At 62.7% G+C, this 25,819-nt stretch carries 21 protein-coding genes and 1 tRNA gene; 10 read left to right on the forward strand and 12 right to left on the reverse strand.

The features are described 5' to 3' along the window. Nucleotides 1–21 precede the first annotated feature (21 nt). The 3 genes from pstA to tadA form a co-directional block, all read right to left on the reverse strand. Complete coding sequence (pstA, locus tag ACLHZ1_RS15025) at nt 22–1,671, reverse strand: phosphate ABC transporter permease PstA (RefSeq protein ID WP_427262733.1); 1,650 nt, start codon at nt 1,669–1,671, stop codon at nt 22–24. Nucleotides 1,672–1,685: 14 nt separating this feature from the next. After that, a complete protein-coding gene (locus tag ACLHZ1_RS15030) occupies nt 1,686–3,923 on the reverse strand; it encodes an ABC transporter permease subunit (RefSeq protein WP_427262734.1) in 2,238 nt (745 codons plus the stop codon). A gap of 187 nt (nt 3,924–4,110) precedes the next feature. Continuing rightward, a complete protein-coding gene (tadA, locus tag ACLHZ1_RS15035; RefSeq protein ID WP_408794645.1) occupies nt 4,111–4,623 on the reverse strand; it encodes a tRNA adenosine(34) deaminase TadA in 513 nt (170 codons plus the stop codon). A gap of 240 nt (nt 4,624–4,863) precedes the next feature. Here tadA and ACLHZ1_RS15040 point away from each other — a divergent pair. From ACLHZ1_RS15040 to aceA, 3 genes are all read left to right on the forward strand, one after another. Further along, nucleotides 4,864–4,940, forward strand: a tRNA-Pro gene (locus ACLHZ1_RS15040). Nucleotides 4,941–6,026: 1,086 nt separating this feature from the next. Next, nucleotides 6,027–7,634 (forward strand): malate synthase A, encoded by a 1,608-nt coding sequence (aceB, locus tag ACLHZ1_RS15045; protein WP_427262735.1) that lies wholly within the window; start codon nt 6,027–6,029, stop codon nt 7,632–7,634. Between the two features lie 72 nt (nt 7,635–7,706). After that, entirely contained in the window at nt 7,707–9,020 is a 1,314-nt protein-coding gene (gene aceA / locus ACLHZ1_RS15050; RefSeq protein ID WP_427262736.1) for an isocitrate lyase, read from the forward strand. A gap of 324 nt (nt 9,021–9,344) precedes the next feature. On the opposite strand, the gene hda is transcribed toward aceA, so the two are convergent. The 3 genes from hda to upp form a co-directional block, all read right to left on the reverse strand. Continuing rightward, entirely contained in the window at nt 9,345–10,046 is a 702-nt protein-coding gene (gene hda, locus ACLHZ1_RS15055; RefSeq protein ID WP_427262737.1) for a DnaA inactivator Hda, read from the reverse strand. Between the two features lie 91 nt (nt 10,047–10,137). Next, on the reverse strand, nt 10,138–11,151 hold the full coding sequence (locus ACLHZ1_RS15060; RefSeq protein WP_427262738.1) for a DUF2066 domain-containing protein: 1,014 nt from the start codon (nt 11,149–11,151) through the stop codon (nt 10,138–10,140). A gap of 169 nt (nt 11,152–11,320) precedes the next feature. After that, on the reverse strand, nt 11,321–11,947 hold the full coding sequence (gene upp, locus ACLHZ1_RS15065) for a uracil phosphoribosyltransferase (RefSeq protein ID WP_041998280.1): 627 nt from the start codon (nt 11,945–11,947) through the stop codon (nt 11,321–11,323). A 178-nt stretch (nt 11,948–12,125) separates the two neighbouring features. Between upp and purM the strand changes: the two genes are divergently transcribed. Beyond that, nucleotides 12,126–13,163: a phosphoribosylformylglycinamidine cyclo-ligase gene (purM, locus tag ACLHZ1_RS15070; protein WP_427262739.1), complete on the forward strand. Its 1,038-nt coding sequence runs from the start codon at nt 12,126–12,128 to the stop codon at nt 13,161–13,163. 8 nt (nt 13,164–13,171) lie between these two features. Then, nucleotides 13,172–13,816, forward strand: a complete 645-nt coding sequence (gene purN / locus ACLHZ1_RS15075; protein ID WP_427262740.1) for a phosphoribosylglycinamide formyltransferase — start codon at nt 13,172–13,174, stop codon at nt 13,814–13,816. Between the two features lie 94 nt (nt 13,817–13,910). Here purN and ACLHZ1_RS15080 read toward each other — a convergent pair whose 3' ends face one another. Beyond that, nucleotides 13,911–14,699 carry a class II glutamine amidotransferase gene (locus ACLHZ1_RS15080; RefSeq protein ID WP_427262741.1) on the reverse strand — a complete coding sequence of 263 codons (789 nt, stop codon included), beginning with the start codon at nt 14,697–14,699 and terminating at the stop codon, nt 13,911–13,913. A gap of 63 nt (nt 14,700–14,762) precedes the next feature. After that, on the reverse strand, nt 14,763–15,341 hold the full coding sequence (lpcA, locus tag ACLHZ1_RS15085) for a D-sedoheptulose 7-phosphate isomerase (protein ID WP_408794627.1): 579 nt from the start codon (nt 15,339–15,341) through the stop codon (nt 14,763–14,765). A 236-nt stretch (nt 15,342–15,577) separates the two neighbouring features. On the opposite strand from lpcA, the gene fadE reads away from it, so the two are divergent. Next, nucleotides 15,578–18,034 (forward strand): acyl-CoA dehydrogenase FadE, encoded by a 2,457-nt coding sequence (gene fadE, locus ACLHZ1_RS15090; protein ID WP_427262742.1) that lies wholly within the window; start codon nt 15,578–15,580, stop codon nt 18,032–18,034. A 215-nt stretch (nt 18,035–18,249) separates the two neighbouring features. After that, nucleotides 18,250–19,767, forward strand: coding sequence for an HD domain-containing phosphohydrolase (locus tag ACLHZ1_RS15095; RefSeq protein WP_427262743.1), 1,518 nt, complete (start codon nt 18,250–18,252; stop codon nt 19,765–19,767). An 89-nt stretch (nt 19,768–19,856) separates the two neighbouring features. Here the strand turns inward: ACLHZ1_RS15095 and ACLHZ1_RS15100 are convergent, their stop codons facing one another. Then, nucleotides 19,857–21,068, reverse strand: a complete 1,212-nt coding sequence (locus ACLHZ1_RS15100) for a TIGR03503 family protein (protein WP_427262749.1) — start codon at nt 21,066–21,068, stop codon at nt 19,857–19,859. A 47-nt stretch (nt 21,069–21,115) separates the two neighbouring features. Beyond that, nucleotides 21,116–21,847 (reverse strand): DNA polymerase III subunit epsilon, encoded by a 732-nt coding sequence (gene dnaQ, locus ACLHZ1_RS15105; protein ID WP_408794620.1) that lies wholly within the window; start codon nt 21,845–21,847, stop codon nt 21,116–21,118. 75 nt (nt 21,848–21,922) lie between these two features. Between dnaQ and rnhA the strand changes: the two genes are divergently transcribed. Next, complete coding sequence (rnhA, locus tag ACLHZ1_RS15110; protein ID WP_041998295.1) at nt 21,923–22,387, forward strand: ribonuclease HI; 465 nt, start codon at nt 21,923–21,925, stop codon at nt 22,385–22,387. Here rnhA and ACLHZ1_RS15115 read toward each other — a convergent pair. Beyond that, nucleotides 22,375–23,097, reverse strand: coding sequence for a class I SAM-dependent methyltransferase (locus ACLHZ1_RS15115; protein ID WP_427262744.1), 723 nt, complete (start codon nt 23,095–23,097; stop codon nt 22,375–22,377). The genes rnhA and ACLHZ1_RS15115 overlap by 13 nt on opposite strands. Before the next feature lie 88 nt (nt 23,098–23,185). Here ACLHZ1_RS15115 and gloB point away from each other — a divergent pair, with 88 nt between their 5' ends. Continuing rightward, nucleotides 23,186–23,950, forward strand: a complete 765-nt coding sequence (gene gloB, locus ACLHZ1_RS15120) for a hydroxyacylglutathione hydrolase (protein WP_427262745.1) — start codon at nt 23,186–23,188, stop codon at nt 23,948–23,950. A 71-nt stretch (nt 23,951–24,021) separates the two neighbouring features. Then, complete coding sequence (locus ACLHZ1_RS15125) at nt 24,022–25,578, forward strand: LysM peptidoglycan-binding domain-containing protein (protein ID WP_427262746.1); 1,557 nt, start codon at nt 24,022–24,024, stop codon at nt 25,576–25,578. 62 nt (nt 25,579–25,640) lie between these two features. On the opposite strand, the gene ACLHZ1_RS15130 is transcribed toward ACLHZ1_RS15125, so the two are convergent. After that, on the reverse strand, nt 25,641–25,819 hold a 179-nt coding region (locus ACLHZ1_RS15130; RefSeq protein ID WP_427262750.1), incomplete at its 5' end, for an IS3 family transposase.

Genomic DNA, 25,819 nt, shown 5'->3' on the forward strand with positions numbered 1-25,819 from the left:
ACATCACGCCAGGGCCTCGCATCAATGCTCCAAGGAGCGGAACTTCTCGCGCAGGTGGTTGCGAATACCGATGGCCGTCAGGTTGAGGCCCACGATCACCGTCACCAGCAGGAAGGAGGTGGCATAGACCAGGGGCCGCGCCGCCTCCACGTTCGGGCTCTGGAAGCCCACATCATAGATGTGGAAGCCCAGATGCATGAACTTGCGCTCCACGTGCAGGTAGGGGAAGTTGCCGTCCATCGGCAGGGTCGGTGCCAGTTTCACCACCCCCACCAGCATCAGCGGCGCCACTTCACCGGCAGCCCGCGCTATCGCCAGGATGAGGCCGGTCATGATGGCCGGGCTCGCCATGGGCAGCACGATGCGCCACAGGGTCTCGGCCTGGGTGGCGCCCAGGGCCAGGGAGCCCTGACGCACCGTGCTCGGGATCCGGGCCAGCCCCTCCTCGGTGGAGACGATCACCACCGGCAGGGTCAGGATGGCCAGGGTCAGCGCGGACCAGATGACGCCAGGGGAGCCAAAGGTCGGGCTCGGCAGCGCCTCCGGGTAGAACAGCTGGTCTAACGAACCACCGAGCGTGTAGACGAAGAAGCCCAGGCCGAACACGCCGTAGACGATGGAGGGCACCCCCGCCAGGTTGATCACCGCGATGCGAATGAGCTTGGTCAGACCGTTCTTGCCCGCGTACTCGTGCAGGTAGACGGCGGCCACCACCCCGAGCGGGGTCACTATGATGGCCATCAGTATCACCATGAAGACGGTGCCGAAGATGGCCGGGAAGACGCCACCCTCGGTGTTGGCCTCACGGGGTTCGCCGCTGACGAACTTGCCTATCTGATGGAACCAGTGACCTATCTTGCCCAGCAGGCTCATGTCGTTGGGCCAGACCACGTCCAGCACCCTGGACATGGGCATCTCTACCTCGACGCCGCGCATGTCCCGTACCTTGATGGCATCGCGATCCGCCTGGCGCCTGAGCTCGAACAGCTCCTTTTCCAGCACCTGATAGTCGGCGTTGAGGGCATCCCGCTGCCGGGCGAGATCCGCCTTGACCTCATCGGTCAGCTCATCGTCCAGCTCGGCCTTGCGCTCCTTCAGGCGCAGCTTCTCGAGCTGATAGTTGATGCTGCCTATCTTGCCCTTTTGCAGATCATTGGCCTGCTCGGAGAGCCGGTTGCTGCGATCCAGCATCCGCACCATCACCTGGTGCAGATCCTGGTCTATGACCCGACCATCCTCGCGCACCGAGCTGATGTAGCCATAGAAGTTGCCATTGGTGCTGCGTTCGAGCACCGCCAGCTCCTTGGGCTGGCTGCGGGAGAGGATGTCGGTCTCCAGCAACCAGCGAAAATCCAGCCCCACGAACTCGCGGTTGCCGGTCTTGACCAGATAGCGAGTCAGGTCGGTACGATCCTCGCCGGCCAGGGCCAGACCGGAGGCGCGCAGCCGCTCCACCGGCACCAGTTCCCGATCGTTGATCTCGCCGATCAGCACGCTCTTGCTGCCGTCGGCGCCCTGCACCTGCCACTCATAGATGGGGTGCGGCCAGAAGTAGACCAGACCACGCCAGCCGATGAGCAACAACAGACCCAGCACGGCGACCAGACTCAGGCTGACGGCACCGCCCGTCATCCAGATCCAGGGGGCCCCTGATTTAAACCACTTACCCATTGTCGATTCCTTCACTACAGGGAACTGTATTTTTCACGCAGACGCTGGCGGACGAACTCGGCCAGGGTATTGACGAGAAAAGTGAACACAAACAGCACGAAGGCCGCGAGGAAGAGCACCCGATAGTGGGAACTGCCCACTTCCGACTCCGGCATCTCCACCGCTATGTTGGCGGCCAGGGTGCGCAGCCCCTGGAACATGGAGAAGTCCATGATGGGGGTATTGCCGGTGGCCATCAGCACTATCATGGTCTCGCCCACGGCGCGGCCAAGGCCCATCATCACCGCCGAGAAGATGCCCGGACTCGCGGTCAGGATCACCACCCGGGTCAGGGTCTGCCAGGGGGTCGCCCCCAGGGCCAGTGACCCCTGGGTCAGGTGTTTGGGCACCGAGAAGACCGCGTCTTCGGCGATGGAGAAGATGGTCGGGATGACCGCGAAGCCCATGGCGATGCCCACCACCAGGGAGTTGCGCTGGTCAAACTTGATACCCATCTCGTTGGTGAGCCAGCTGCGGGTATCGCCGCCGAAGAAGGCATGCTCCACCGCCGGGCTCAGGGTCAGGGCCAGCCAGCCGATGAAGAGCACCACAGGGATGAGCAGCACCGCCTGGCTCCCTTCCGGCACGCACTGCTTGAGCTTGCCCGGCAGGCCATGCCAGGCCAGGGCGGTCAGCAGCATGCCCAGGGGCAGCATGATCAGCATCATGAAGATGCCAGGCAGATAATCCTCGACGATGGGGGCGAGCCACAGACCGGCCAGGAAGCCCAGGATCACGGTGGGCAGCGCCTCCATGATCTCCACCGTCGGCTTGACGAACTTGCGCATGCCGGCGGACATGAAGTAGGCGGTATAGATGGCCCCCGCAATGCCGAGCGGCACGGCGAACAGCATGGCGTAGAAGGCCGCCTTCAGGGTACCGAACGAGATGGGGATCAGGCTCAGCTTGGGCTCGAAGTCGTTGCTGGCGGAGGTGGACTGCCAGACATACATGGGCTCGGGATACCCTTCGTACCACACCTCCTGCCACAGGGCGGACCAGGTCACCTCGGGGTGCTCGTTCTCGACCGAGAAGGTCTTGATCTCGTTGCCCTGTTGTAGCAGCAGCAGGTTGTTGCGAGGGGAGATCGCCAGGCCGTTGAAGGCACCGCCGTCAATCTTCTCGCCGAGCAGCTTGGATTCACCGGTGGCGTGGAAGAAGTTGATGGCGCCATCCTGGCTGCCGGCGACGAAGCCCTTGCGAAACAGCTCGGGGGTGAGCTGCGCCACGGCACCGTCACTCTTGAAGTCGCGGATGTAGGTGAACTCGCGTTTCCCCTCCCTGGCTACCTCGAACCACTGTGAGATGACGCCGTTGTCATTGCCCACCAGGATGGAGGAGGCCCCCGCCAGCAGCGCCAGCTGGGTGACGTTGGCATTGGGGGCATTGATGTTGAGCACGCTGCGCAACTGGATGTCATTGAGGTTCTGGATGTCATAGACGGAGAGACGGTTGCCCGAACGCACCAGCAGGATGCGCAGGTTGGGGGTCAACAGCATCTGATCCACCTGACGGGGCAGCGCCGGGATCGGGTAGCTCTGGCTGGTCCACTCCACCTCGCCCGAGATGAAGTTCTCCTCGCCGCTCAGCACCGCCATGACGCCACGGCCATCCTGGGTCAGGGCGGCCGCCACCATCTTGTCCTTGGCCGCCTCGAACACCAGCTGGCTCAGGGGCTGGCCCTCGGGATCCACCGAGATGGGCGCCTCACCGAACGGATAGGAGAGTTGCGGCTCAATGAGGCGCACGTCCCCCGGGTAGCTCACCTTGAACCTGGGCTCCACCACCAGGGCCTTGCCATCGGTGAAACCATAGGCGAGGTAGGTCTTGCCCGGGGTCGGGATCGCCACCGCGCTGACCTCGCCCGGCACCTGGGCCTGGGCGATGGCCTCCCCCACCTTGAAGCGGGCATCGTCTTGCAACGCGAAGAAGTTGACCTCCCCCTTGTCGCTGAAGCGATACCCTATCTCGTTTTGCTCCTCGACCCCGATCCAGGCGGTCTTGTCCTTGATGGGCAGAGAGAAACTGGCGAGCGGCTCCATGGAGGCGCCATTGAAGATGGGCTTCACCACGTAGAGCAGATAAAAGAAGATGAGCAAGAGCGCCACCAGGACCAGGGTTCCCCCCGTGGTGACGCCATATTTGGCCAATGTGTCCTTGATCCGGCGCTTTCTGCTGCCCGCCATGATCAGGTGAATCGATTCCGATGACATGCAAAACCTCAATGTGAGCTAGGCTTGGCGGCATTATATGGCGGTTGCATGACAGTTTTGTTACATGGGGCGGGAGTTTATTGCGACCAGCGAGCCGGGGGTGAAACGGTCAACTGGCTGAATAACAACATGAATTTGATGCTCCCTCCCCTAGGACCCAGCCGGAGAGGAAAGCAGGACCTGACCCTCACCCCTGCCCAGGGGGGAGCCCGTCGGCAGAGGGCCGGTTCCTTGCCGCCTTCTGCTCGGCGCGGCGGCGCTTGAAGAAGGCGGAGAGCTGGGCGGAGCACGCCTCGGCCAGTACGCCGCCGCACAGCGTCACCCTGTGGTTGTGGCGGGGGTCTTGCAATATGTTGAACACCGAGCCCGCCGCCCCCGTCTTGGGATCCGTCGCCCCGAACACCACCCGTTTGACCCGGCTGTGGATGAGGGCCCCGGCGCACATGCAGCAGGGTTCCAGGGTCACATAGAGGGTGGTATCGAGCAGACGATAATTTTGCAGTCGCACGCCGGCGGCCCGGATCGCCATGATTTCGGCATGAGCGCAGGCATCGTGGCCGGTGATGGAGCCATTCCAGCCCTCTCCCACCACCTCATCCCCCAGCACCAGCACGGCGCCGACCGGGATCTCTCCCATCTCCTCCGCCCTGGCGGCCAGGGCCATGGCGTGTCTCATCCAGATTTCATCCTGTGCAGACATCTCGGCGCCCAAGGTCGCTCCCCTTTGTTCAAAACAGCCAGTGTGAAAAATATTGCTCGACAACGGGCCCGCACAGGCCGGTTGAAATGGGGGGCGATTATGCCAAATCCCCCCGGATAGCCCAAGAAACATCTGGGTTGCGCAATAAAGAAGCAGTCGGCATCTCTCTGATAAAAAAGGACTTGCGCCGAAAGGACCATCTCATTAGACTTCACCTCCGTCAGCCAAGGTTGACGCAGTCGGCGTGTAGCGCAGCCAGGTAGCGCACTGTCATGGGGTGTCAGGGGTCGGAGGTTCGAATCCTCTCACGCCGACCATCATTCCCCGAAAATAGCCCAGTCTCTCGACTGGGCTATTTTTTTGCCCGCACCAACTCACTAGCACTCGCTCTCGGTGATCCACGCTCGAGGAGCCAAGGCCTTGCCAGCGACACTCCGCCTCCCACCACCCAACAGAGAGAACAGAGAGAACAGAGAGGGGTGTCAAGGTCGGACCATTTTTTATACAGAACCGCTTGAGCCTTTGCCAATTAGTCGCTAGGATATGCGCCTTTGTGCCGGCACACGCTGCAGGGATGCGGAAAATTCGGGGTCAGGAACCTCCCCACCGGCTTGCAATCTACCCAGAGGCAAGCAGACATGACCACCCAGCATCCCCCCCATACCCCCGCCCAGGAACCCGATGATGAGCAGGTCGTTCGCCTCGACATCATCGATCTCGCCGAGCCCGACGAAGAGTATTGAGGGGACACGTCAGTGCCCTTCACTCCTCCTCGCCCCCCATCGCGGGGGTGCTCATAAAAAAGTGTTATCTGTCGCATTGACATGAAATAACAGTTCATCGTTCTGATGCCGCCGTGCCTGGGCCCAAGGCGTCCTCGCTGGCATCCGACACAAACCTACGTTATTGCGCTCCAATCCCGGACTTGTCCCAGCGTCGGCTCCACCCGAGCGCCCTCCCCTCCGCCAGTTTTAAACAGCGTCCGTTTCCCCTTGCCAGACAAGCCCCTGGTCGGCCCGCGCCCGATGCGACCCTATTCATACAGCTGTTTACTTTCAGCCTGGAGTCGAGTCGGGATCCCTCCTTGCATATGTAATTAAATTACGTAACTTGCAACAAAACCCCCTTGACCGAGCCAGCCAGCAGAGCCGTCGGCAGCGGCCCCTCCCGTGAGAGCATATCCATCTGGTTTGAGTTTTTACTCAATTCTTTCAATCCCATAAAAAACATCAACTTAACCACCAGATGAAAACAGGCGTTTAAAAAAACAAGTTGACGTAACTGATTATTTTCAGCACCGTAACATCCATGTTACTTGCCTCTCTCGCAGGGACACGAAACAGGGATTCGACTTTAGTCGTAGTTATTGAGTTCTAAATGTAACTTTTCACAGGAGTGACCCCATGTCGGCACCGGCCCAGCCCCTCTGCAGCGATCGCCTTCGCATCCAAGGCCCCATGCAACCCGAGTACGCACAGATAGTGACGCCGGAAGCGATGGCCCTGGTGTCAGAGCTGGTGGAACATTTCGCTCCCCAGCGCCTGGCCCTGCTCAAGCAACGCATCGCCCGCCAGGCCCGCATCGATGGTGGCGAGCTGCCGGACTTTTTGCCGGAAACCGCCCATATTCGCGATGGTAACTGGACGGTGCGCGGCATTCCCGCCGATCTGCAGGACCGCCGCGTAGAAATTACCGGCCCGGTCGAGCGCAAGATGGTGATCAACGCCCTCAACGCCAACGTAAAAGTGTTCATGGCCGACTTCGAGGATTCACTGGCCCCCGCCTGGAACAAGGTGATCGAGGGTCAGATCAACCTGCGCGATGCGGTGAACGGCACCATTGCCTACCAGAGCCCCGAGGGGAAGGCCTATACCCTCAATCCCGATCCCGCCGTGCTCATCTGCCGGGTGCGCGGCCTGCACCTGCCGGAAAAACACGTCACCTTCGATGGCGAGCCCATCCCCGGCGGCCTGTTCGACTTCGCCCTCTATTTCCTGCACAACTATCAGGCGCTGCTGGCCAAGGGCTCGGGCCCCTACTTCTACCTGCCCAAGCTGCAGAGCCATCTGGAAGGGCGCTGGTGGAGCGAGGTGTTCGCCTGGACCGAAGACAAGTTTGGTCTGCCACGGGGCACCATCAAGGCCACAGTGCTCATCGAGACCCTGCCGGCGGTATTCGAGATGGACGAGCTGCTCTATCAGATGAAGGATCACATCGTCGCGCTGAACTGCGGCCGCTGGGATTACATCTTCAGCTACATCAAAACCTTGAAGAACCATCCCGATCGGGTGCTGCCGGACCGTCAGGTGGTCACCATGGACAAGCCCTTCCTCTCCGCCTACTCGCGGCTGCTGATCAAGACCTGTCACAAGCGCGGCGCGCTGGCGATGGGGGGCATGGCCGCCTTTATCCCGGCCAAGGATCCGGCAGTCAACGAGCAGGTGTTTGCCAAGGTACTGGCGGACAAGCAGCGCGAGGCCGACAACGGCCACGACGGCACCTGGGTGGCCCATCCGGGCCTCGCCGATACCGCCATGGCGGTGTTCAACGCGAGCATTCCGGCGGGTGCCCAGAACCAGATCGGCGTGCTGCGTGAAGAGGATGCCCCCATCACCGCCGCCGATCTGCTGGCCCCCTGCGAGGGGGAGCGCACCGAGGCCGGCATGCGCACCAACATCCGGGTCGCGCTGCAATACCTGGAGGCCTGGATCAATGGCAACGGCTGCGTGCCCATCTATGGCCTGATGGAAGATGCCGCCACCGCCGAGATCTCCCGCACCTCCATCTGGCAGTGGATCCGCCACGGCAAGAGCCTGTCGAACGGCCAGGTGGTGACCAAGGCGCTGTTTCGCCAGATGCTGGCCGAGGAGCAGGAGGTGGTCAAAGCCGAGGTAGGCGCCGCCCGCTGGCAGGCCGGGCGCTTTGCCGAGGCGAGCGACCTGATGGAAGAGATCACCTGCGCCGATACCCTGATCGATTTTCTGACGCTGCCCGGTTACGAGCGGCTCTGAATCCGGGCCCCGGGTGGGGCTCGCCAATAACAAGTCAATGGACACGTGAAATCAATGAAAGAGGGAACTGATATGGCACTGACCCGTGAGCAACAGATCCAGGCTATCGAGAAAGACTGGGCAGAGAACCCCCGCTGGAAAGGGATCAAGCGCGGCTACAGCGCCGAGGACGTGGTGAACCTGCGCGGCAGCCTGCAGCCGGTGCACACCCTGGCCCAGCGCGGCGCCGACAAGCTGTGGGAGCTGATCAACGGCGGCGCCAAGAAGGGCTACGTCAACTGCCTCGGCGCCCTGACCGGCGGCCAGGCGGTACAGCAGGCCAAGGCGGGCATCGAAGCGATTTACCTTTCCGGCTGGCAGGTGGCGGCGGACAACAACTTGTCCTCCACCATGTATCCGGATCAGTCCCTCTACCCGGCCAACTCGGTGCCGTCAGTGGTGGAGCGTATCAACAACTCCTTCGCCCGGGCCGACCAGATCCAGTGGGCCAACAAGGTGGGCCCGCAGGATGCCGGTTTCATCGACTATTTCCTGCCGATCGTCGCGGATGCGGAAGCCGGTTTCGGGGGCGTACTGAACGCCTTCGAGCTGATGAAAGGCATGATTGAAGCGGGCGCCGCCGGGGTGCACTTCGAAGATCAGCTGGCTTCCGTGAAAAAATGCGGCCACATGGGCGGCAAGGTGCTGGTGCCGACCCAGGAGGCGGTGCAAAAACTCGTTGCGGCCCGCCTGGCCGCCGACGTCTGCGGCACCACCACCCTGGTGATCGCCCGCACCGACGCCAACGCCGCCGACCTGCTGACCACGGACGCCGACCCCTACGATGCCGGCTTCCTGACCGGTGAGCGCACCAGTGAAGGCTTCTACAAGGTGCAGGCCGGTATCGAGCAGGCCATCTCCCGCGGCCTGGCCTATGCCCCCTACGCCGACATGGTGTGGTGCGAGACCGCCAAGCCCGATCTGGACGAGGCGCGTCAGTTTGCCGAAGCCATCAAGGCCCAGTACCCGGACAAGATCCTGGCCTACAACTGCTCCCCCAGCTTCAACTGGAAGAAGAACCTGGACGATGCCACCATCGCCCGCTTCCAGCAGGCGCTCTCCGACATGGGCTACAAGTACCAGTTCATCACCCTGGCGGGTATCCACAACATGTGGTTCCACATGTATGAGCTGGCTTACCAGTACGCCCGCGGCGAGGGGATGAAGCACTACGTCGAGATGGTGCAGCAACCTGAGTTTGCCGCCGCCGAGCGGGGCTACACCTTCGTGGCGCACCAGCAGGAGGTGGGCACCGGTTACTTCGACAAGGTGACCACCGTCATTCAGGGCGGCCAGTCTTCGGTGACCGCGCTGACCGGCTCCACCGAAGAAGACCAGTTCCACTAAGGTGATGGCTGGAGTGGTGCCGACAAGGTGACCCCTTCAGCCAACTATCCAGGGTGGCCAATCCTCGGTGACCGCGCTGACCGGCTCCACCGAAGAAGACCAGTTCCACTAAGGTGATGGCTGGAGTGGTACCGAAAAGGTGACCCCTTCAGCCAACTATCCAGGGTGGCCAATCCTCGGTGACCGCGCTGACCGGCTCCACCGAAGAAGACCAATTCCACTGATAGGCAGTGCCCCTTGAAATGACAAAACCCCGGCCTGGTGCCGGGGTTTCTTTTTGCTCACCATTCAAGGAGGTGGCGTAGACAGGCCGTCACCATTGGCTCAGAGTTCGAGGATCTCTTTGACAAAGGGGATGGTCAGCTTGCGCTTGGCGCGAAAGGAGGCGTTGTCGAGCTGATTGAGGGTGGTGAGCAGGGTGCGCATGTCGCGGGACAGGCGGTTGAGCAGGAAGCGGCCCACGTCGATAGGCAACTTGAAGCCCCGCAGCTCGGCCCGCAGCTGCAGGGCACTGAGCTTGCCTTCGTCGTCCAGCTCGTCGAGGTGGAAACTCACCCCCCAGTCGAGGCGGGAGGCGAGATCCGGCAGTTGCAGCCCCAGCTTGCGCGGCGCGCTGCACCCCGTCACCACCAGGGTTCCCTCCCCCTTCTCCTGCCAGCGATTGTAAAAATCGAACAGGGCCCGCTCCCAGAGCGAGTTGCCGGCGATGGCCTCCAGGCTGTCGAGGCAGACCAGGGGCAGACTCTCCAGGGCATCGAGCATGCTGGGATCCAGCTGTTCGAACTGATCGAGGGAGAGGTAGGCGGCCGCGGCGTCGCGGGCATTGACCTCGGCGCAGGTGGCATGGAGCAGATGGGAGCGACCCGATCCCTTGGCGCCCCAGAAATAGAGGAAAGGTGCACCCTGACCGATGGCGGCATTCTTGAGGGCCGTGATCAGATGGGCGTTGTTGCCGGGGTAGAAACTGACGAAGGTTTCATCATCCGGGAGTTGTACGGCTAAAGACAGTTGGGCCGGTTGCTTCACTCGTTGGGCTTTGACTGTGACATTTGCGGGCTAGTGTAACATCGCCCGGCCCGATAGAGAACCGCCGGGCCCACGCCCGGCGCCCTCAGGATCAGCGCTGCGACCATTGGTAACGCAGGCTTCCCTCGGCAGGCAGAGGCTGCAGCCTGGGCTCCAGCTCCAGGCTGCGGACAAGATCGGCCTGATCCCCTTGCAAGGTGAGGGAGAAGTTCACCTTGTCGCCATCGAGCTGGCCTATGGTGACCTGGCTGACGCTGGCCATGCCCTGCAGCAGCTTCTGCAGGCTGATCATCTCATCGATGCCCTGCACCCCTTCCACCAGCAGGGTCTGGGTAGATCTGGTCGCCCCGAGGCGGGCGCCGTACTGCTCCACCAGCCAGGCGGCCAGGCCGTCGGCCAGCTGGCTGGCCACCTCCTCCCGGGAGCCTTGCGCCTCTCCCTGGGTCAAGGGTTCGGCCGCGCCCGACTTGGGGCCATAGAGGGTCCAGGTCAGGTTCCACCCCTCCTCCTTGGCCGCCAGCTGACCCAGCACCACCATCTCTGCGCCGTAGCGCTGGCTGGCCTTGAGGATGGGACCGGCAAAACGGCCCCAGACATCGGTGGCGCTCACCGCCATGCTGTCATCCAGATCCATCAGCGGAATGCTGACCGGCAGCCCCAGCACCCGGGCCTGGCTGCGCAGTGCCGTTGACCAGCCATCGCCGGACTGATCCGAGATGATGCGCCGCTCGGCGTCATCTTCCACCAGCCAGAGTGCCAGTTGCGGCCGGGCCGGGCCCAGCAGGGCGTAATCGCTGCCCGCGATCAGGGCATTGACCTGGGCCGGGATGAAGTTCGCCTTGAGCAGCTTCACCTCCCCCTCATCCTGATAGCCATAGCGCTGCACGAAGGCCTTGGGATCCGCCAGCGCCTTGACCACCTCGGGCTTGTCCACTATGTCGCGCTTGCCGCTCACCTTGATCAGCACCTGGGCCAGGGCCTGACCCTGGGCCGCCTGCATGTCGCCGCTGGTGGGCGCCATCCCCTGATAGAGGTCATCGAGCTGGGCGGCTCCCACGGCGCAGGCAAACAGGGCACCACAACAGGCGAGCAGGAATTTGGACATGGGCAAGGACTCTCTGGCAAAGATGGGATAGCGCCATGGTAGCGGCAAGCCACGCCCGCCAGCAAGCCGGGCGCCCGCAATGAGACCGGCAAGACGCCCAAAGCGCGCCGCAAACGACGAAGCCGACCCTGGGGTCGGCTTCGCAAATGGCGCGGGAATGCGCTTGGGCTTACTTGGTGCCGAAGATCTTGTCGCCGGCATCCCCCAGACCCGGGACGATATAGCCCTTCTCGTTCAGGCCATCATCGATGGCGGCGCAGTAGACCTCCACGTCTGGGTGGGCCGCTTCCAGGGCCTTGAGCCCTTCCGGCGCCGCGACCAGCACCAGCACCTTGATGGAGTGGCAGCCTTTCTTCTTGAGCAGGTCGATGGTGGCGATCATGGAGCCGCCGGTGGCCAGCATGGGATCGATGACCAGGGCCAGACGCTCCTCGATGTTGCTGACGATCTTCTCGAAGTAGGGCACCGGCTGCAGGGTCTCTTCATCGCGGTAGATGCCGACCACGCTGACCCGGGCGCTCGGCATGTGCTCCAGCACACCGTCCATCATGCCCAGACCGGCACGCAGGATGGGCACGACGGTGACCTTCTTGCCCTTGATCTGGTCGACTTCCACCGGGCCGTTCCAGCCGTCGATGGTGACCTTCTCGGTTTCAAAGTCAGAGGTGGCTTCATAAGTCAGCAGGCTGCCGACCTCCTTGGCCAATTCACGGAAGCGTTTGGTGCTGATATCGCCTTCGCGCATCAGACCAATCTTGTGCTTGACCAGGGGGTGCTTGGCTTCGATGACCTTCATTATTATCTCCTCTAACTGCCGCAAGAAAAATCGCGGAATCATACAACAAAAAGCGCCATCTGTAGAGCATTTCCCGGCAAAAACGCGCAAACGATTTCCTTTCAGGTTTTCGGCCCCGGCTGGTAGAATACGCCCCGAATTTTACCCTCCACCTCTATACATGACGGGGACTACTCGCGTGACTGACAAAACCTCACTGAGCTACAAGGATGCTGGCGTTGATATCGATGCCGGCAACGCACTGGTTGAACGCATCAAGGGCGTGTCCAAGCGCACTCGTCGTCCTGAAGTCCTTGGTGGTCTTGGCGGCTTTGGGGCCCTGTGTCAAATTCCTGCGGGCTACAAGGAGCCGGTACTGGTCTCCGGTACCGATGGGGTGGGCACCAAGCTGCGCCTGGCCATCGACCTGAAGAAACATGACACCGTGGGCATCGATCTGGTGGCCATGTGCGTCAATGACCTCATCGTGCAAGGCGCCGAGCCCCTCTTCTTCCTCGACTACTATGCCACCGGCAAGCTGGACGTGGACACGGCCGCCGCCGTGGTCACCGGCATCGGCACCGGCTGCGAACAGTCCGGCTGCGCCCTGGTGGGCGGCGAGACCGCCGAAATGCCGGGCATGTATGAAGGGGAAGACTACGACATCGCCGGTTTCTGCGTCGGCGTGGTCGAGAAGAGCGAGATCATCGACGGCAGCAAGGTCGGCGAAGGGGATGCCCTGATCGCCCTGGCCGCCAGCGGCCCCCACTCCAACGGTTTCTCCCTGGTGCGCAAGATCCTGGAAGTCTCCCAGGCAGACGTGCATCAGCCCCTGGGTGAGACCACCCTGGCCAATGCCCTGCTGGAGCCGACCCGCATCTATGTGAAACCCGTGCTCAAGCTCATCAAGGAGTGCGAGATCCACGCCCTGTCCCACATCACAGGTGGCGGCTTCTGGGAGAACATCCCCCGCGTGCTGCCCGCCAATACCCAGGCGGTGATCGACGAGCAGAGCTGGCAGTGGCCGGCGGTATTCAGCTGGCTGCAGCAGGCGGGCAACGTCACCCGTCACGAGATGTACCGTACCTTCAACTGCGGCGTCGGCATGATCATTGCCCTGCCCGCCAGCGAGCTGGACAAGGCACTGGCCCTGCTCAAGGCAGAGGGCGAGCACGCCTGGCACATCGGCCACATCGCCAAGGCGGCCGATGGTGAGGAGCAGGTCATCATCCGATGAGCCGTCCCATGACCCGTATTCTGGTGCTGATCTCCGGCAGCGGCAGCAACCTGCAGGCCATCCTGGATGGGTGCGCCCAGGGCAGGATCGACGGCCAGGTCGTGGCCGTCATCAGCAACAAGGCCGATGCCTATGGTCTGGTACGGGCCGAGCAGGCCGGGGTGGCAACCGAGGTGCTGTCCCACCAGGGCTTCGACAGCCGAGAGGCCTATGATGCCGCCCTGATGGCCCGCATCGACAGCCACCAGCCCGATCTCATCGTGCTGGCCGGCTTTATGCGGATCCTGACCGGGGACCTGGTGCGTCACTATCAGGGGCGGATGCTCAACATCCATCCCTCGTTGCTGCCGAAATACCAGGGATTGCACACCCACCAGCGCGCCATCGATGCCGGTGATGACGAGCACGGTGCCAGCGTCCACTTCGTCACCGAAGAGCTGGATGGCGGCCCCGTGGTATTGCAGGCCCGGGTGCCCATCTTCCCGGAAGACGAGGCAGCGAATGTCGCTGCCCGGGTCCAGACCCAGGAGCACAGCCTCTACCCCCTGGTGGTGCAGTGGTTTTGTCAGGGACGCCTGCGCTGCGATGGCGAGGGCGCCTGGCTCGATGGCGCCCTGCTGGGCCCGGCTGGCCATGCCAGCGACGAATCCTGAACCGCCCACAGGCAACAGAGACAGCAAGAGGGAGGCCCATGGGCCTCCCTCTTTCATTGAGCGATGTGGTTACCCGACCCTTTGGCCGCCAGGATCAGGCGACGCCGGCACCGCCCCGTGACACCAGCTCGCCGAGACGGAACAGGCAATGCTCCCCCGCCGCCATGGGCTGCCAGGATTCGTTGCCGGTCAGGGGCCGGGTCGCAATCAGGGTGACCACATCGTTGGGGGTGGTCTCGCTCTGAAAGTCGATGGCCACGTCCTCGTCGAGCAGGCGCGCCTCGCCGAAGGGGGCTCGCCGGGTGAGCCAGTGCAGATTGTTGCTGCAATAGGTCATCACGTATTCCCCATCGGAGAGCAGCATGTTGAACACCCCCAGGGCACGCAACTCGTCGCACAGGGTGGCCAGATGGCGGAACATGGCCGGGAAGTTGGCGGGGCGGCGGGGGTATTTGTGCTCCAGCCGGTCGAGCAGCCAGCAGAAGGCGTGTTCGCTGTCGGTGTCGCCAATGGGTCTGTGCCGCCCGGTCGCCAGCTTCTTGTAGCCGGTGAGCTGGCCGTTGTGGGCGAAGGTCCAGTTTCGACCCCACAGCTCCCGGGTGAAGGGGTGGGTATTTTCCAGCGACACGCAGCCCCGGTTCGCCTGGCGGATATGGCTCACCACGGCGCGGCTCTTGATGGGCAGCGCCTGCACCAGCCTGGCGATGGGGGACTCGGCGCTGGGCTGCGGATCCTTGAAGGTGCGACACCCCTTGCCCTCGTAGAAGGTGATGCCCCAGCCATCCTTGTGGGGCCCCGTCTTGCCGCCCCTCAGCATCAGCCCGGTGAAGCTGAAGCAGATATCGGTCGGCACATTGGCACTCATGCCGAGCAGTTCACACATGTTCTTCCCCTCTCCACCCGGGCAACGTCGGACTCAGCGGTTGCTGCATCATGGCGTCCGCCCTTACTCGGCCATCTCTTTTTCGACCAGCTGGATCAGGATATGGATCACCTTGATGTGGATCTCCTGGATGCGGTCGGCGTAGCCGAAATGGGGCACCCGGATCTCGACATCGGCCAGACCCGCCATCTTGCCGCCATCCTTGCCGGTCAGGGCGATCACCTTCATGCCCTTGGCATGGGCCGCCTCGATGGCTTTGAGGATGTTGCCGGAGTTGCCGCTGGTGGAGATCCCGAGCAGCACGTCACCACGACGGCCGACCGCCTCCACGTAACGGGAGAAGACATGGTCATAGCCAAAGTCGTTGGAGACGCAGGAGAGGTGGCTGGGATCCGAGATGGCGATACCGGGATAGCCGGGACGATTCTCGCGGTAGCGGCCGGTCAGCTCCTCGGCAAAGTGCATGGCGTCGCAGTGGGAACCACCGTTGCCACAGGAGAGCACCTTGCCCTCTTGCTTGAAGGAGTCGGCCAGCAAGCGGGCGGCCGCCTCGATATTGTTCAGATTCTGCTCATCGGCCAGGAATGCCTGCAGCACGCCAGCCGCCTCGGTCAGTTCATTGCGGATCAAGTCTTGGTACATGATATCTCTTCCAAAATGTCGTCGCGGCCATTCTCGCACAAGCCGGGGAAGGAGTCGCCCCCGGCCAGGCAGTGGCTGCGTCAAATTGCGTTATGGCGCTCACATCACCAAGGTAACAAGCTTGTAAACGGCTTGATAATTTTTTGCCCATGGATTACAACAGAGGCCATATCCAACAGGTCAGACCTCTGGATGAGTTAAGCCAATCTGGCATTACATCACGCAAGGAGCAAGCAATGACGACGACCCTCACTCTGCTCGGGGTGATCCTGGTTATCGGCGCCCTGGCTTATCGCCGGGTGTCCCTGTTTATCTCGACCCTGGCAACCCTGGCCGCCCTGGTGCTCGGCACCCTGTTTGGTCATGTGCCCCTGCTGGTCTGGGCCCTGTTCGCCCTGATAGCCCTCCCCCTCAACCTGGTGGATTTTCGCCGAAGCCAGCTGACCAAGCCGCTGTTTCGACTCTACAAATCCATCATGCCTGAGATGTCTCGCACCGAGAAGGAAGCCATAGAGGCGGGCACCACCTGGTGGGAAGCGGATCTCTTCGCCGGCAACCCGGACTGGAAGAAGCTGCACGCCATCCCGGTCAGCACCCTGTCTGCCGAAGAACAGGCCTTCATGGACGGCCCGGTGGAAGAAGTGTGCCGCATGGTCGATGACTGGGAAGTGACCCACGAGCGGGCGGATCTCTCCCCCGAGGTGTGGCAGTACCTCAAGGACCACAAGTTCTTCGCCATGATCATCAAGAAGAAGTACGGCGGCCTGGAGTTCTCCGCCTACGCCCAGTCCTGCGTGCTGCAAAAGCTGTGTGGCGCCAGCGCCGTGCTCGCCTCCACCGTCGGTGTGCCCAACTCCTTGGGGCCGGGCGAGCTGCTGCAACACTACGGCACCGAGGAGCAGAAAGACCACTACCTGCCCCGCCTGGCGGTCGGCAAGGAGATCCCCTGCTTCGCCCTGACCAGCCCGGAAGCGGGTTCGGACGCGGGCTCCATCCCCGACGTCGGCATCGTTTGCAAGGGCGAATGGGAAGGGGAAGAGGTGCTCGGCATGCGCCTGACCTGGAACAAGCGCTACATCACCCTCGCCCCCATCGCCACCGTACTGGGGCTGGCCTTCAAGCTGCGCGACCCGGATCACCTGCTGGGTGAGGAAGAGGAGCTCGGCATCACCTGTGCCCTGATCCCCACCGACATCGACGGTGTCGAGATAGGCCGCCGCCACTTCCCCCTCAACGTGCCGTTCCAGAACGGCCCGACCCGGGGCAACGACGTGTTCGTGCCGCTGGACTTCATCATCGGTGGCCCGGCCATGGCCGGCCAGGGCTGGCGCATGCTGGTGGAGTGCCTGTCGGTCGGTCGCGGCATCACCCTGCCCTCCAACAGCACGGGCGGCGTCAAGATGCTGGCCCTGGCCACCGGCGCCTACAGCCGCATCCGTCGCCAGTTCAAGCTGCCCATCGGCAAGATGGAAGGCATTGAAGAGCCCCTGGCACGCCTGGGCGGCAACGCCTACCTGATGGGCGCCGCCGCCAAGCTGACGGTGACCGGCATCGATCTGGGTGAAAAGCCCTCGGTCATCTCCGCCATCGTCAAGTACCACCTCACCGACCGCGCCCAGAAGTGCATCATAGATGCCATGGACATCCACGGCGGCAAGGCCATCTGCATGGGCCCGAACAACTACCTGGCCCGCGGCTACCAGGGTGCCCCCATCGCGGTGACGGTGGAAGGGGCCAATATCCTGACCCGCAGCATGATCATCTACGGTCAGGGCGCCATCCGCTGCCACCCTTACGTCCTGCCGGAGATGCTGGCCGCCAGCCATCCGGACAAGGAGCAGGGGCTCAAGGACTTCGACAAGGCGATGTTCCGCCACGTCGGTTTCGCGGTCAGCAACCTGGTGCGCAGTTTCAGCCTGGGCATCACGGGGGCGCGCATCGCCGGCGCCCCCTTCAAGGACGCCACCCGCGGCTACTATCAGCAGCTGACTCGGCTCTCCGCCAACCTGGCCTTCCTGTCCGACATGGCCATGGGCACCCTGGGAGGCGAGCTCAAGCGCAAGGAGCGGGTCTCCGCCCGTCTGGGCGACGTATTGAGCCAGCTCTATCTCGCCTCCAGCGCCCTCAAGCGCTTCGATGACGAGGGTCGTCAGCAGGCGGATCTGCCGCTGCTGCACTGGGCGCTGCAAGATGCCCTGTTCAAGGCCCAGGAGGCCATCGACGAGCTGCTGCGCAACTTCCCGAATCGCTGGATTGGCCTGGCCCTGCGCGTCATCGTGCTGCCGCTTGGCCGCGACCTGAAGCGCCCCTCCGACAAGCTCGACAGCCAGGTGGCCCGTCTGCTGCAAACCCCGAGCGCCACCCGCAGCCGTCTGGCCGAAGGCCAGTATCTGACGCGCGAAGAGGGCAACCCCTTCGGGCTGCTGGAACAAGCCCTGGACGACGTGCTGGCCGCCGAGCCGCTGTTTGACAAGGTGTGCAAGGCAGAGGGCAGCAAGCGCCCCTTCACCCAGCTCGACAAGGTGGCCGACGCCGGCCTGGTGCTGGGGGTCATCAACCAGAGCGAGGCCGATCTGCTGCGCCGCGCCGAGGCGAGTCGCCTGCGCACCATCAACGTCGATGACTTCGATCCCATCGATCTGGTGGCCAACAAGGCACTGTTCGAGGCGTCCGCCTATCACAGGGCGGCATGAGCCCACCGCTGACACCAACGCCTCCCATCGGGAGGCGTTTTTTTATCCCCATTGCGACCCGCGTTCCCTGCCAGTCGCCCCAGCCTGTCCCCGTCCCGGGCCCCGTTCGTCCCGCCAGGGCGAAGCCGATCGAGTTCGCTATTTGTATTTCAATGAGTTTCCTAACCCAGGCGAAGCGGTTAAGGTAGGCAGAAGGTGAAACACAGGATCCGGATATGGATGATGACATCCTGATTATTGATGACGAGCTGATGCCTCTTCACGATAAACAGCAGACAGGCTGGAAGGTGATGATAGTAGACGACGAACCGGAAGTTCATCGCATCACCAAGCTCACCCTGAACAAATTTGAATTCGATGGCAAACCCATCAGCTTCCTGGATGCCTACTCGGCCGCCGACGCGAAGGTCCTGCTCAAGCAGCATCCGGACGTGGCCCTGCTGCTGCTGGACGTGGTGATGGAGGCGGACGACGCCGGCCTTGAGGTGGTGCGCTACGCCCGCGAGGTGTGCCACAACAAGCTGGTGCGCATCGTGCTTCGCACCGGCCAGCCGGGCCAGGCGCCAGAAGATGACGTGGTCAACAACTACGACATCAACGACTACAAGGACAAGACGGAGCTCACCTCCCAGAAGCTGCGCACCCTGCTGCGCGCCAGCCTGCGCTCCTACCGCGACATCTGCGCCCTCGAGAGCCATCGCCAGGGGTTGGAGAAGGTCATCCAGGCCTCCAAGGGGATCTTCGACAAGCTGGCCCTGCGCCAGTTCGTCGAGGGGGCCCAGGCCCAGCTCTGCACCCTGCTCAACCTGGAAGAGTCGCAGATCTACAACGTCAGACAGTCCACCTATGAGCTCAAGGATCAGATGCTGGTGCCGCTCTTGCCCGGCAAGGAGCCGATACGGTTGCACGACGCCCCCGCCATTCTGCAGGAGGCCATGAGCCGTTCGGCCAACGTCTACCAGGGTCATGAGATGGTGCTCTACTGCCAGAACCGCAGCCATCACCTGCTGTTCCACATCGAGGCCCACCGGCCCTTGAGCCAGATGGACACCGGCCTGCTCAGCCTGTTCACCGAAAACATCATAGTGGCGCTGGAAAACATCCGGCTCAACGAGCTGCTCGCCGACAACGAGCGCGAGATCATCTACCGCATCGGCGAACTGGTGGAGTCGCGCTCCAAGGAGTCGGGCCTGCACGTCAAGCGGGTGGCCCTCTATACCGAGCTGTTCTGCCAGCTGCTTGGCATGGACGAGGAGCAGAGCGAACTCATCAAGCGCGCCTCCCCCCTGCACGACATCGGCAAGGTCGGCATTCCCGATGCCATCTTGCACAAGCCCGGCAAGCTGGAGCCGGCGGAGTGGGAGATCATGAAGACCCATGCCCAGCTCGGCCACGACATGCTGAGCGGCAGCAAGCTGGCCCTGTTCCAGATTGGCGCCACCATCGCCGGCAACCATCATGAGAAGTGGAACGGCAGCGGCTATCCCAGGGGCCTGGCCGGGGACGCCATCCCCCTGGTGGGGCGCATCGTCGCCCTGGCGGACGTGTTCGATGCCCTGGGCTCGGATCGCTGCTACAAGCAGGCCTGGCCGCTGGATGAAGTGCTCGCGCTCATCCGTCGGGAGCGGGGGGAGCATTTCGACCCTCAACTGGTCGATCTGATGATGGCAAACCTCGACAACTTCCTGGCCATTCGCGACGCCTACCGGGATCCCTTCATCGGCGCCCACTGAGCCAGGGGCGCCATGCCGCCATGCCCATGACAACGAAGCCGCCGTCCCCAGGGGACGGCGGCTTCGTCTGTGGCGCAAGGGGGCTGGCGCTACTGCTCGGGCAGGTTGAGATCCAGCACGGGCTCGGGCTTGCTCTCGGCCGCCTGCTGGGCCGCCATGGCCCGTTTGAACGCCCGCCGCTTCTGCCACAGCATGAAGCCCACCCCGGCCAGCGCCATGGCCAGGGTCCCGAGGCCTGCGCTCAGCCAGACCCACAGGGGGGTACCCGTATCCTCTTCAAATGCCGGGGCGGCCACCGCCTCGCTCACCACAGGGGCCACGGGCTCGGGGGCCAGGGCCGGATAGATGTCAAACGACTTCTCCGGCAGGGCGATGCGCAGCTCGCGGCCGCTGCGGCTGGTGGCAAACAGCTCGGCATTGATCCTGTATTTGCCCACCAGGGTCAGCCGGGCGAGATCCACCGTCAGCTCCCCTTCGCCTCCCTGACCCGTGAAGGGGGTGTGGGCTCCGGTGTTGCTGGTCACCTCCCCCCTGATGGCGACGCTGGCCGGATCCAGCTCATCCTCGTCTATCTGCAGCACCAGGCTCGGGCCCTGCCGCTCCCCCTGGCTCTGCACCCGGTATCCCACCGGCAGCGGATAGAGCAGCACCTCCTGGCCCCGCGCCCGCACGAACACCTGATTGCCCGTGCTGATGAGGGCCCGGTACTTGCCCGCGGGGGCATCCAGCCTCGCCTCGGCGGTGAGCATGCCATCGGCCGGCACCTCGTCGAGCCCCTTGCCATCGTCGAGGTAACGACCGAGCTCGGTCTCGAACACCGGCTCCCCCTGTTGCTGCGGATCGTTGAACGCCTGCAGGCGCACCGTCATGCCAAGGTCGGTCAGGTAGTAAGCGCGGTCAGGTACGACACCATCGATGCGCAGCCGCGCCCCGAGCTTGAGGTACTCCCCCTGATAGAGCCGCTGCGGCAGGGGCTGCATCTCCAGCTGCACGTTGCTGAGCAGCCGCACCCGGTTGGCGGGATCCACCGCGCCTATGGCCTGCCAAGGCCCCGCCATGGGGTGGCGTATGGTGATCACATCCTGATCGTCGAGGGAGAGCCAGCCCACCTCGGGCGACTGCACCCGACCGGCATAGAGCTTGCTGCCATCGGGGCGCACCAGGATCACCGAAGGCGTGCCGGGTTGGCGTTTGATGATGAAGGAGATCTCCTTTACCCCGTAGTCGATGCGAAAGCGATTATCGAGCAAGGGCACATCGGAGGGGCCAAACACCTCGCTGGCCTGGGCGCTGAACGGCATGGCGCCCGCCAGCAGCCAGAGCGCCACGCCGATCCCGACTCCGCTTCTCACTGACGCCACAGGCAGCTGCCTCCCTTCTTCTGCACCAGATCCAGCCGGCCTTCATGGCATTCCTGGGTCTCGGCACTGGCCCGGATCACCTTGAGGGGGGGGCGGTTGCTGTCGAGCCGGCGGATGCCGGTGTCCTTGTTGTTGTCATCCCCGCTCTCGGCCGCCAGGTTGAGCTTGGTCTGACCACCCGTCATCAGCAGGTAGACGTCCGCCAGTATCTCCGCATCGAGCAAGGCGCCGTGCAGGGTCCGGTGAGAGTTGTCTATGCCGTAGCGATCGCACAGGGTATCGAGGTTGTTGCGCTTGCCGGGAAAGAGATCCCGCGCCAGCGCCAGGGTATCCGTGATGGTGCAGATGTCCGCGGTCTTGAGGGAGAGACCCAGCTTGCTGAACTCGTAATCCATGAAGCCCACGTCGAAGGGGGCATTGTGGGCCACCAGTTCGGCGCCGCGGATGAAGTCGATGAACTCGTTCGCCACCTGGCTGAACATGGGCTTGTCCGCCAGGAAGGCGTCCGTGATGCCGTGTACCCGGATGGCTTCGGGGTCCACCAGCCGATCCGGCTTGAGGTAGACATGATAGTGATTGCCGGTCAGACGGCGGTTGATCACCTCCACGCAGCCGATCTCTATGATGCGGTGACCCAGATAGTGCGGGCCGCCGCCAAAGTTCATGCCGGTGGTTTCGGTATCCAGAATGATCTGGCGGTTGGCTTGGGCTGTGTTCATGTTCCAATCTATGTCAAACTTCGGTTTTGCTCGCTAGTTTACCCCAAGCCTCATGTTAAAACAGATTGATTGCTCATGTTGAAACAGATTGATTTATATACGGATGGTTCCTGCCTCGGTAATCCGGGCCCGGGCGGCTATGGTGCCGTCATGGTCTATGGCAAGCACCGCAAGGAGCTGGCGGGCGGTTATCGCCTCACCACCAACAACCGCATGGAGCTGATGGCCGCCATCGTCGGGCTGCGCACCCTGAGCGAGCCTTGTCAGGTGCGACTGACCACCGACAGCCAATATGTGCGCCAGGGCATCACCCAGTGGATCATCGGCTGGAAGAAGAAGGGCTGGATGACCGCCAGTCGTCAGCCGGTCAAGAATGTGGATCTGTGGAAACAGCTCGATGCCGAGGTGGCTCGTCATCAGATAGAGTGGCTCTGGGTCAAGGGACACTCGGGTCACCCTGAGAACGAACGCTGCGACGAGCTGGCCCGGGATGCCGCCAGTGGCAAGCAACTGGCCGAAGACACAGGCTACCAGCCCTGACGGGCCATGCCGGAGGCCGTCACCTGCTTGGTCAAGGACCAGGATTGACGCACCGGGATCAAGGGGAAGCGCCGCTTGCGGGCGGCGATCACATAGACGGAGGCAAACGGGCGCAGGTAATCCCGACCCAGGCTCTCCCGCCACCAGCCGATGCGGCTGCGCGGCCCCATCATGGCATAACCAAACCTGTCATCATGCATCACCTCAAAGCCCAGCAGTTGCAGCCAGTCGATGACCCTGGCCGGGCTGAACATGCGCGCCGACCAGGGCAATCTGCGCCGGTACCAAGGCAGCAGATGGCCCAGGCCCACCAGGCTCAGGGGATTGTAACCGCTCAGGATCAGCCAGCCATCGTCGGTCAGTACCCGCTCGGCCTCCCGCAGCACCTGATGAGGGTCCGGGCTGAAGTCGAGCACATGGGCCAGCAGGCAGGCATCTATACAGTTCTCTCTGACAGGCAGCGCCAGGGGATCCCCGATGCAGTCGAGCAGCCGTCCCGCCCGAGCCAGGCCAATCTGATGACGGATGCGGGAGTGGCCGCAGGAGAGCTCGGCGCTCAGGCTGCCGACCTTGAGCAGGTGATAACCGAACAGCTGGGGACACCAGCTGTCGAGCCGCTCCTGTATTTCGGCGGCGACCCAGTCCCCCAGCGGGATCTCGGCCCAGCTGGTCGGGATCGCGAGCTGTTGTTCGGTACGGGCCAGCTGCATAATAGGACTCAACCTCGGGAACATGGGTGACACGCCCTCCAGTTATATAAGATCCCCTTCATTAAGAGAACATAAAGAGGCCTGTGCCATGTATCCAGTGATCACGATACCCGCTTTCAATGACAACTATATCTGGTTGATCCGACACGAAAACCATTGCCTGGTGGTCGACCCGGGCGACGCGGCCCCCGTGCAGACCCGCCTCGACGAGCTGGGACTCGAACTCGATGCCATCCTGCTCACCCACCACCATCACGACCATGTCGGCGGGGTCGATGCCCTGCTCAAACGCTACCCCAAGGCGCGGCTTTATGGTCCCAAGCTGAGCCCCCTGCCCGATCAACACGGCCAGTGGCTCGATGAGGGGGACAAGATAGGCTGGCACGGGCTCACCCTCACCGTCATGCACGTGCCCGGCCATACCCTGGGCCATATCGCCTACCATGGCGGTGGCATGCTGTTTTGTGGCGACACCCTCTTCTCCGCTGGCTGTGGTCGCATGTTCGAAGGGACCCCGGCCCAGATGCACGATTCCCTGATGCGCCTGGCGGCATTGCCAGATGACACTCAAGTCTATTGTGCCCATGAATATACCCTGGCCAACCTGCGTTTTTGCCTGGCGGTGGAACCCGACAACTCGGCGCTGCACGCGCGGGTCGGCCAGGTCAGCAAGCTGCGCCAGCAGGGCCTTCCGAGTCTGCCAACCCGGCTCGGCGACGAGCGGGCATTCAACGTTTTTCTGCGATGCGATGAGCCAAGCGTGAAATTTTCTGCTGAGAAACACGGGATGAAATGCTTGGAAAATCCAGTAGATACCTTCGCCGTGCTCAGGCGCTGGAAGGACACTTTTTGAACAAAACTTGATCGGTCTGAGTTTGCCGCATATGATGCGTGCTGATTTTCTACCAAGATGACCTGCGTGAGATGAAGTTACGAACGGCCTTATTGGCGACGCTGATCCTCAGTGGATGCCAAAACCTGAACCATCAGGATGACCGGGCGCTAACGGCAAGTGAGCCGATCAAGTCCCCACAAGTCAGCAAAAAACTGCATAAAAAGCATGCCTCCCGTTTCCTGTTCAATGATGAGCAGCTGGACGAGAGCACTGATACGGGCAACCTCTGGGTGCGTATCAGCGATGACATGCAACTGGATTTCCCCGACAACCAGCGCATCCGCCAACAGCGGGCGACGATTTTACGCAGTGACAATCATCTGGCCACCATTGCCAGTCGTGCTGAACCCTACCTCTACCTTATCGTCGAGGAGATCGAACGGCGCGGGCTGCCAATGGAGCTGGTGACCATCCCCATGATAGAGAGCATGTTCGATCCCCATGCCCGCTCGCGCAGCAACGCGGTCGGCCTGTGGCAGTTCGTGCCCCAGACGGGTCGTAACTTCGGCCTGCGTCATGACAGCTGGTATGACGGGCGCCGCGACGTGCTCGCCTCCACCCATGCCGCCCTCGACTACTTCGAATACCTGAACCGTTTCTTCGACGGTGACTGGTTGCAGACCATCGCCGCCTACAACGCAGGCGAGGGACGGGTGCGCAATGCCATCGTCCGCAACCAGAAGCGGGGACGTCCCACCGATTACTGGTCGCTGGATCTGCCCCGCGAGACCCGCATGTACGTGCCCAAGGTACTCGCCATGGCCGATGTGCTGAGCAACCCCGAGAAGTACAACGTGACCCTGCCCACCCTGGCCAACGAACCCAAGCTGCGGGTCGTCAACACCGAGGGGCAGATAGACCTGCACGTGGCCGCTCAGCTCGCCGGTCTGCGCCCGGCCGATCTCAAGGAGGTCAATCCGGCCCTCAGTCGCTGGACCACCTCCCCCAGGGGGCCTTACCGCCTGCTGGTGCCGGTGGAGTACGCCGACAGCCTGGAGCTGGCCCTGGCAGACCTGCCCAAGCGTGAGCGCATCCCGACTCGCTCCTATCGGGTCGTCTCTGGCGATACCCTGTCACGGATCGCCATGCAGAACGGGGTGAGCGTCAACCAGCTCAAGGTGGCCAACAACCTGCGCGGCAACACCCTGCGCCGTGGTCAGACCCTGGCGATCCCGAGCGATGGCAACCCGGTGGCTGCCGCCCCGGCTGCGCGCCAGCCCCAGAGCAAGCCGACCCGGATCGCCGCCACCACTGGCAACAAGCGCCACTACAAGGTGCGTTCGGGGGATACCCTCTGGAACATCAGCCGCGCCCATGGGGTGACCCATGGCGAGCTGGCAAAGTGGAACGGCCTCAATGCCAAGTCGGCCCTCAAGCCCGGCATGCAGCTGGTGATCTGGCCCAAGAGCGCCGCCAGCCGCGACAAGTCCATGGTCTATCAGGTGCGTCGGGGCGACTCCCTCTCCTCCATCGCCGCCCGGTTCCAGGTCGCCGTGGTGGATGTGATGCGCTGGAACCAGCTCGACAAGAGCGGCTACCTCAAGCCAGGCCAGGAGCTGACCCTGTTCGTGAACAACAACAGCTAAGGCCGATGCCGGATACAAAAAAACCACCCGCAAAGTGAAGTGAACCCCATTTATTGGACACATTAGTTGGCGGATGACATGGCCTGAGTTCGGTACTGTACCGGGCTCAGGCCATTTAGTTTTGCTTTGATCCGCTCGTGGTTGTAGTAGTGGATGTATTCATCCACCGCACGTTTCAACTGCTCTGTATCTTCGTACTCTTCGTTGAACCAGCATTCGCTCTTCAGCAGCCCAAAGAAGT

This window comes from Aeromonas sobria, assembly GCF_050266975.1.
Classification (GTDB): domain Bacteria; phylum Pseudomonadota; class Gammaproteobacteria; order Enterobacterales; family Aeromonadaceae; genus Aeromonas; species Aeromonas sobria_B.

Excerpts from the sequence above, each read along its gene's own strand:
- pstA (WP_427262733.1), bottom strand. The coding sequence starts at position 1,671 with ATGGGTAAGTGGTTTAAATCAGGGGCCCCCTGGATCTGGATGACGGGC.
- ACLHZ1_RS15030 (WP_427262734.1), bottom strand. The coding sequence starts at position 3,923 with ATGTCATCGGAATCGATTCACCTGATCATGGCGGGCAGCAGAAAGCGC.
- tadA (WP_408794645.1), bottom strand. The coding sequence starts at position 4,623 with ATGTCTGCACAGGATGAAATCTGGATGAGACACGCCATGGCCCTGGCC.
- aceB (WP_427262735.1), top strand. The coding sequence starts at position 6,027 with ATGTCGGCACCGGCCCAGCCCCTCTGCAGCGATCGCCTTCGCATCCAA.
- aceA (WP_427262736.1), top strand. The coding sequence starts at position 7,707 with ATGGCACTGACCCGTGAGCAACAGATCCAGGCTATCGAGAAAGACTGG.
- ACLHZ1_RS15060 (WP_427262738.1), bottom strand. The coding sequence starts at position 11,151 with ATGTCCAAATTCCTGCTCGCCTGTTGTGGTGCCCTGTTTGCCTGCGCC.
- upp (WP_041998280.1), bottom strand. The coding sequence starts at position 11,947 with ATGAAGGTCATCGAAGCCAAGCACCCCCTGGTCAAGCACAAGATTGGT.
- purN (WP_427262740.1), top strand. The coding sequence starts at position 13,172 with ATGACCCGTATTCTGGTGCTGATCTCCGGCAGCGGCAGCAACCTGCAG.
- ACLHZ1_RS15080 (WP_427262741.1), bottom strand. The coding sequence starts at position 14,699 with ATGTGTGAACTGCTCGGCATGAGTGCCAATGTGCCGACCGATATCTGC.
- lpcA (WP_408794627.1), bottom strand. The coding sequence starts at position 15,341 with ATGTACCAAGACTTGATCCGCAATGAACTGACCGAGGCGGCTGGCGTG.
- fadE (WP_427262742.1), top strand. The coding sequence starts at position 15,578 with ATGACGACGACCCTCACTCTGCTCGGGGTGATCCTGGTTATCGGCGCC.
- ACLHZ1_RS15095 (WP_427262743.1), top strand. The coding sequence starts at position 18,250 with ATGGATGATGACATCCTGATTATTGATGACGAGCTGATGCCTCTTCAC.
- ACLHZ1_RS15100 (WP_427262749.1), bottom strand. The coding sequence starts at position 21,068 with ATGCCGTTCAGCGCCCAGGCCAGCGAGGTGTTTGGCCCCTCCGATGTG.
- dnaQ (WP_408794620.1), bottom strand. The coding sequence starts at position 21,847 with ATGAACACAGCCCAAGCCAACCGCCAGATCATTCTGGATACCGAAACC.
- rnhA (WP_041998295.1), top strand. The coding sequence starts at position 21,923 with ATGTTGAAACAGATTGATTTATATACGGATGGTTCCTGCCTCGGTAAT.
- ACLHZ1_RS15115 (WP_427262744.1), bottom strand. The coding sequence starts at position 23,097 with ATGCAGCTGGCCCGTACCGAACAACAGCTCGCGATCCCGACCAGCTGG.
- gloB (WP_427262745.1), top strand. The coding sequence starts at position 23,186 with ATGTATCCAGTGATCACGATACCCGCTTTCAATGACAACTATATCTGG.
- ACLHZ1_RS15125 (WP_427262746.1), top strand. The coding sequence starts at position 24,022 with ATGAAGTTACGAACGGCCTTATTGGCGACGCTGATCCTCAGTGGATGC.